The sequence below is a fragment of the Pseudomonas sp. P4_C8 genome (assembly GCF_056401975.1).
Genome location: NZ_JBFUIH010000064.1, coordinates 21,950 through 28,165, shown reverse-complemented (window position 1 = coordinate 28,165; position 6,216 = coordinate 21,950). Strand labels below are relative to the sequence as shown.

General features: G+C 58.4%; 6 protein-coding genes. 2 read left to right on the top strand and 4 right to left on the bottom strand.

Going from position 1 to position 6,216, the window contains the following annotated elements; genetic code table 11:
• Positions 1-234: 234 nt before the first annotated feature.
• Positions 235-1,122 (bottom strand): LysR family transcriptional regulator, encoded by an 888-nt coding sequence (locus AC1DWM_RS27480; protein ID WP_477796627.1) that lies wholly within the window; start codon positions 1,120-1,122, stop codon positions 235-237.
• A gap of 159 nt (positions 1,123-1,281) precedes the next feature.
• Here AC1DWM_RS27480 and AC1DWM_RS27475 point away from each other — a divergent pair, with 159 nt between their 5' ends.
• Positions 1,282-1,926: a hydrolase gene (locus tag AC1DWM_RS27475; RefSeq protein ID WP_477796626.1), complete on the top strand. Its 645-nt coding sequence runs from the start codon at positions 1,282-1,284 to the stop codon at positions 1,924-1,926.
• A gap of 132 nt (positions 1,927-2,058) precedes the next feature.
• On the opposite strand, the gene AC1DWM_RS27470 is transcribed toward AC1DWM_RS27475, so the two are convergent.
• Entirely contained in the window at positions 2,059-3,357 is a 1,299-nt protein-coding gene (locus AC1DWM_RS27470; protein WP_223520250.1) for a mechanosensitive ion channel family protein, read from the bottom strand.
• A gap of 192 nt (positions 3,358-3,549) precedes the next feature.
• On the opposite strand from AC1DWM_RS27470, the gene AC1DWM_RS27465 reads away from it, so the two are divergent.
• On the top strand, positions 3,550-4,896 hold the full coding sequence (locus AC1DWM_RS27465; protein ID WP_223520252.1) for a DEAD/DEAH box helicase: 1,347 nt from the start codon (positions 3,550-3,552) through the stop codon (positions 4,894-4,896).
• A gap of 69 nt (positions 4,897-4,965) precedes the next feature.
• Here AC1DWM_RS27465 and AC1DWM_RS27460 read toward each other — a convergent pair whose 3' ends face one another.
• Together AC1DWM_RS27460 and AC1DWM_RS27455 are read right to left on the bottom strand one after the other, a co-directional pair.
• Positions 4,966-5,241 carry a hypothetical protein gene (locus tag AC1DWM_RS27460; protein ID WP_223520254.1) on the bottom strand — a complete coding sequence of 92 codons (276 nt, stop codon included), beginning with the start codon at positions 5,239-5,241 and terminating at the stop codon, positions 4,966-4,968.
• Positions 5,242-5,411: 170 nt separating this feature from the next.
• The gene (locus AC1DWM_RS27455) at positions 5,412-6,146 is read right to left on the bottom strand and encodes a DUF899 domain-containing protein (RefSeq protein ID WP_223520255.1); all 735 of its coding nucleotides are present in this window, start codon (positions 6,144-6,146) and stop codon (positions 5,412-5,414) included.
• Positions 6,147-6,216 lie beyond the last annotated feature (70 nt).

Sequence of the window (6,216 nt, the reverse complement as noted above, 5' to 3'; positions counted from 1 at the left end):
GTTCTTCATAAAGCACCTGGCCCAGAGCGTCTTCGCCTGCGACCTGAAAGACCTGCTTGGCAAGATCGACCGCCACTGTCGTACAGGCCGACACATCGGTTGAAGACAGGGACTGTTTAAGCGTCGTATTCTTTTTCATGGACTCGCCCTCGCTGCCGTTGGCTTCTTAGACTGCCACCGTGGCGCATTGACGCCTCGGCGTGGGCGAGTCCATCCAATTACATGGGATGGGCGTTACTTCGCTGCCAACTGCGCCACCAAAAACTCAATAAACGTCCGGGTCTTTTGCGGGACCCGCCGTGCCGAAGGGTACACCGCGTTAATGGTGATCGCGGGCGCCTGCCATTCGCTCATCACTGGCACCAGTCGGCCTGCCGCCAGCGCATCCTCGACAATGAAGTCAGGCAGCAGGGCGATGCCCATCCCGGCTTCGGCAGCCTGAGCGAGCAAGTCGCCGTTGTTGGCATGCAAGGGGCCAGTCACGTTGACCCGCTGGGTTTCCTGGCCGTTGCACAACTGCAGGCTGACGCCGCTTTGCAGGTACCCGTAATTGAGGCACTGGTGAGCGCGCAAGTCTTGCGGGGTCTGCGGTATGCCGGCGCGCGCCAGATACGCTGGGGACGCCACCATGATTCGCGGGGCCGGCGCCAGTTGCCGGGCAATCATCGTCGAGTCCGGCAGGCTGGCGATGCGGATGGTCACGTCGAAACCACCGCGCACCGGGTCAACCTGCTGGTCGCTGAGCACCAGTTGCAGCTCGATGTTCGGGTGCTGCTCATGAAACAGCGGGATCAGTGGCCCCAGTCGGCGCAACCCAAAGGACATTGGCGCATTGATCCGCAACACCCCGCGCAATTCGCCGACGCCGTTACGCGCTCGCTGTTCGGCCTCGTCCAGCGAGGCCAGCACTTCGCGCGCTGCGTCGAAGTATTCGGCACCTGCCTCGGTCAGGTGCAGGCTGCGGGTGGTGCGCTGCAGCAATTGCACACCGATCGCGTCCTCCAGCGCCTGAATCTGTTTGCTGACTTTTGATCGCGGCACATCCATTGCCCGTGCAGCGGCGGCGAAGCCGTTTTCGCCGACCGTGACGACAAAGGCGCGCATGCATTCGATGCGATCCATGATTGTCCCTGTTTTAGAATCAATGATTCTCGATTTTAGGGAATTGTCCCTTTGTATGCCAGCCCCTAAAGTGACATCCAAGCCGACGACAATACCGCTGAAGGCAACGTCGACTCACCCATGACTCACTTTGAAAATCGACATCAAAAGGAACGCGCCATGTCTATCCGTGAACTGCTCAACCCAACCAATTCCGCCCTGATCCTGATCGACCACCAGCCACAAATGGCGTTCGGCGTGCAGTCGATCGACCGTCAAACGCTGAAGAACAACACGGTAGGCTTGGCCAAGGCCGCGAAGATCTTCAACGTGCCGACCATCTACACCTCGGTGGAAACCGAAAGCTTCAGCGGTTACATCTGGCCCGAGCTGCTGGCGGTTCACCCGGAGCAAAAGCCGATCGAGCGCACTTCGATGAACTCGTGGGAAGACAAGGCGCTGGTTGAAGCGGTGAAAGCCACCGGGCGCAAAAAACTGATCATTGCCGCGCTGTGGACCGAGGTCTGCCTGACCTTCCCGGCACTGGAAGCGTTGGCTGAAGGTTACGAGGTGTACATCGTCACGGACGCCTCAGGCGGCACCACCAAGGAAGCGCACGACATGTCGGTGCAGCGGATGATTCAGGCCGGTGCGGTGCCGGTGACCTGGCAACAGGTGCTGCTTGAGTACCAACGTGACTGGGCGCACAAGGACACCTACGAAGCTGTAATGGAATTGGTGCTGGAACACAGCGGCGCGTATGGCATGGGCGTTGATTACGCTTACACCATGGTGCACAAGGCGCCTCAGCGTCAGGCCAAGTAACGCGCCAACCTCGGAAACGATTCAATCCCTGTGGGAGTGAGCCTGCTCGCGATGACGGAGTGTCAGTCGATATGAATGTGACTGTCAGACCGCTATCGCGAGCAGGCTCGCTCCCACAGGGTTTTTGTGGTTCTACATGATGTGTTTTTCAGGTTCAGGGATGTGGCTTGCGCCGAGCATCGCCGGCAACAACCCGGCCCGTAAATCACCACCACTCGGCTGCTGGTAAAGATTCAACCCAAACTCCGGCAGCACCGCCAGCAAGTAGTCGAAAATATCCCCCTGAATCCGCTCGTAATCAGCCCACGCCGTGGTGCTGGTGAAGCAGTAGATTTCCAATGGAATGCCCTGCGCGGTGGTCTGCATCTGGCGGACCATGCAGGTCATGCCGGGTTGAATCTCAGGGTGACTTTTCAGATACGCCAGCGCATAAGCGCGGAAGGTTCCGATGTTGGTCATCCGCCGACGGTTGGCCGACATGGCCGCCACATTGCCCTGCGCTTCGTTCCAGGCTTTGAGTTCAGCCTGTTTGCGACCGATGTAATCAGTCAGCAAATGCACCTGCGACAACTTCTGCTCTTCGTCATCGCGGATGAAACGCACGCCGCTGGCGTCGATGAACAGGCTGCGTTTGATCCGTCGACCACCGGATTGCTGCATGCCGCGCCAGTTCTTGAACGACTCGGACATCAAGCGCCAGGTCGGGATCGAGACGATGGTTTTATCGAAATTCTGCACTTTCACCGTATGCAACGTGATGTCGACCACATCACCGTCAGCGCCGACTTGCGGCACTTCGATCCAGTCGCCCACCCGCAGCATGTCGTTGCTGGTCAGTTGCACACTGGCCACGAACGACAGCAGGGTGTCTTTGTAGACCAATATGATCACCGCCGACATGGCGCCCAGACCCGACAGCAGCAACAGCGGCGAGCGGTCGATCAGGGTGGCGACGATGATGATCGCCCCCAGCACATACAAGACCAATTTCGTCAGTTGCACGTAGCCTTTGATCGAGCGGGTGCGGGCGTGTTCTGTACGTGCATAGATGTCCAGCAAGGCGCTGAGCAGGGCGCTGAACGCCAGCAGCAGAAACAGCATGGTGAACGCCAGCGCCACGTTACCGAGGAAATTCAGGCTGGTCTTGCTCAGCTCCGGCACGAGTTGCAAGCCAAACTGAATCACCAATGACGGCGTCATCTGCGCCAGGCGATGGAAGACCTTGTTATGCCGAAAGTCGTTGATCCAGTGCAGGGCCGGTTGACGACCGAGCATTTTGGTCGCGTGAAGAATGAGATAACGCGCCACTCGTCCGAGGGCCAGCGCAATGACTAACAACAGTATCAGCGCCAGGCTTGAATGCAGGAGCGGGTGCTGATCGAGGGTGCCCCAAAGGTCTTGGACGTTGAGCCAGAGCTGTTTGATATCCATGGGCTAAAACGATTCTTCTGTAGGACGCGATCGGTCGATTAGAGCATTTAAGTGGGTTTGGATGACGTTTGAAGACAAATCAGGCAACAAAAAGCCACTGTTTATCGTCGTTTTCACAAAGAAACTCGGCCTGAGCGCTCGAAACCGTTACCCTATGCAGCTGTTTTTTTGTATTTCTTCGAGGTAGCACCCGTGTTTTCCCAATTCGCCCTGCACGAACGCCTGCTCAAAGCCGTGGCCGAGCTTAAATTTGTCGAGCCAACGCCAGTGCAAGCAGCGGCTATTCCGCTGGCGCTCCAAGGGCGTGACCTGCGGGTGACAGCGCAAACCGGTAGCGGCAAAACCGCTGCTTTCGTTTTGCCGATCCTCAACCGTCTGATCGGCCCGGCGAAAGTCCGCGTCAGCATCAAGACCCTGATCCTGCTGCCGACCCGCGAGCTGGCTCAGCAGACCATCAAGGAAGTCGAGCGCTTTGCACAGTTCACCTTCATCAAGTCCGGTCTGATCACTGGCGGTGAAGACTTCAAGGTCCAGGCTGCGATGCTGCGCAAGGTGCCGGACATCCTGATCGGTACACCGGGCCGGATGATCGAGCAACTGAACGCCGGCAACCTCGACCTCAAAGAAGTTGAAGTGTTGGTACTCGACGAAGCCGACCGCATGCTCGACATGGGCTTTGCCGAAGACGTGCAGCGTCTGGTCGCCGAGTGCACCAACCGCCAGCAGACCATGCTGTTCTCCGCCACCACCGGCGGTTCGGGTTTACGCGACATGGTGGCCCAGGTGCTGAACAACCCTGAGCACCTGCAGGTCAACAACGTCAGCGACCTGAACGCGACCACCCGTCAGCAGATCATCACCGCTGACCACAACGTGCACAAAGAGCAGATCCTCAACTGGTTGCTGGCTAACGAGACCTATCAGAAGGCCATCGTGTTCACCAACACCCGGGCCATGGCCGACCGCATCTACGGTCGCTTGGTGGCGCAGGAATACAAAGCGTTCGTGCTGCACGGCGACAAAGACCAGAAAGACCGCAAACTGGCCATCGACCGCCTGAAGCAGGGCGGCGTGAAAATCCTCGTCGCCACCGACGTCGCCGCACGCGGCCTGGACGTGGATGGCCTGGACCTGGTGATCAACTTCGACATGCCGCGCAGCGGCGACGAATACGTTCACCGTATCGGTCGCACCGGCCGCGCCGGCAACGAAGGCCTGGCCATCTCGCTGATCTGCCACGGCGACTGGAACCTGATGTCGAGCATCGAGCGCTACCTCAAGCAGAGCTTCGAGCGCCGCACCATCAAGGAAGTCAAAGGCACCTACGGCGGACCGAAAAAGGTCAAGGCCTCAGGCAAAGCCGTTGGCGTGAAAAAGAAAAAAGTCGACGCCAAAGGCGACAAGAAGAAAACCGGCGCCAAGGCACCGACCAAGCGCAAAATTGCCAACCGCCCGAAGACCGACGCCTTGTCGCTGGTCAGCAAAGACGGCATGGCGCCGCTCAAGCGCCGCAAGCCGGAAGCGCCGGCGGCTGAATAAGCTGTTGTCGTGACCCCAAAAAAACCGGACTGATGTCCGGTTTTTTTATGCGCGGGATTCCTGAGTCGATCAGCTCTCGGCCTTCTTATCTGCCGTCTCCAACTCTTTCAACCGCTGATCAATTAACTGGCACTTGTCCGGCAAGTCCTTGCTGGCCGTGACCAGATCCATCTTTTGCAACTCGGCGTTGATCTCTTTGGCTTTGGCCGGATTCTGCTCGGTCAGCTTGGCCACTTCCTGAGCCAGTTGTTCACGCTTGGCGGTGGCGTCCTCGGGGGTGCAAGCCCAAACGGGGAGGGCGCAGGCGAGGGTGGCGGCGAGGGTGATTTTTAGCAGGGATTTCATAAGTGAGCCTCGATTCCGGTTAAGGCGGGTTAACCGGTTGAGGGTTGAAGCTCGGAAAAAGTTCAGCGGAGTTGCCCGGAGAAAGTTCGCTCCCACAGGGGATTGTTAGCGAACACAAATCCAATGTGGGAGCGAGCCTGCTCGCGATGGCCGCAACTCGATGTTGTGTTCTATCCCCCATGACAGCAGCTGGCCGCGGCTTTCTCTTCATATCGATCGTGATGCCGCACCCACTCCATGATTTCCTCTTCATTACGACCCTTGGGTGTGAGGTCGAGGTAGTTGTAGGCGCCGACCAACAGGTCCAGGCCTCGGGCGTAAGTGGAATAGGTGTGGAAGATGTCGCCAGCTTCGTTGCGATAAAACACGCTGAGGCCGGGGAGTTCTTCTTCGGCGCCGTCGGATTTTTCGTAGTTGTAAGTGGCTTTGCCGGCGGCGACGTCTTCGGCTCGGGCTGTGACGCCAAAGTCGTAGTTGAAGTCGCAGCCTTCTGACGACACCCAATCGAATTTCCAGCCCATGCGCCGTTTGAAGGCCTGGAATTCGGCGAACGGTGCGTGGGAAACCGCCACGACGGCAATGTCATGGTGCGCCAGGTGTTGGTTGGCGCCGTCGATGTGGTCGGACAGGAACGAGCAGCCTGGGCAACCTTCGTCCCATCCGGCGGCGAACATGAAGTGGTAGATGACCAATTGACTGCGGCCGCCAAACAGATCGGCCAGTTTCAGTTCGCCGTGGGGCCCCTGAAAGTGGTAGTCCTTGTCTATTTTCACCCAGGGCAGGGCGCGGCGTTCGGCGCTCAGTTTATCTCGTTCCTTGGTGAAGGCTTTTTCGTGGGCCAGATGTTGTTTGCGCGCGGCGAGCCATTCTTCGCGGGACACCACGGGATGATTCTGAATGTTCATTGGCATTGCTCCTGCGGGAGGCTGGGAGGTGACTTACACAGCCTAGTCGTTTGGCCTGCGCCAGATTCGA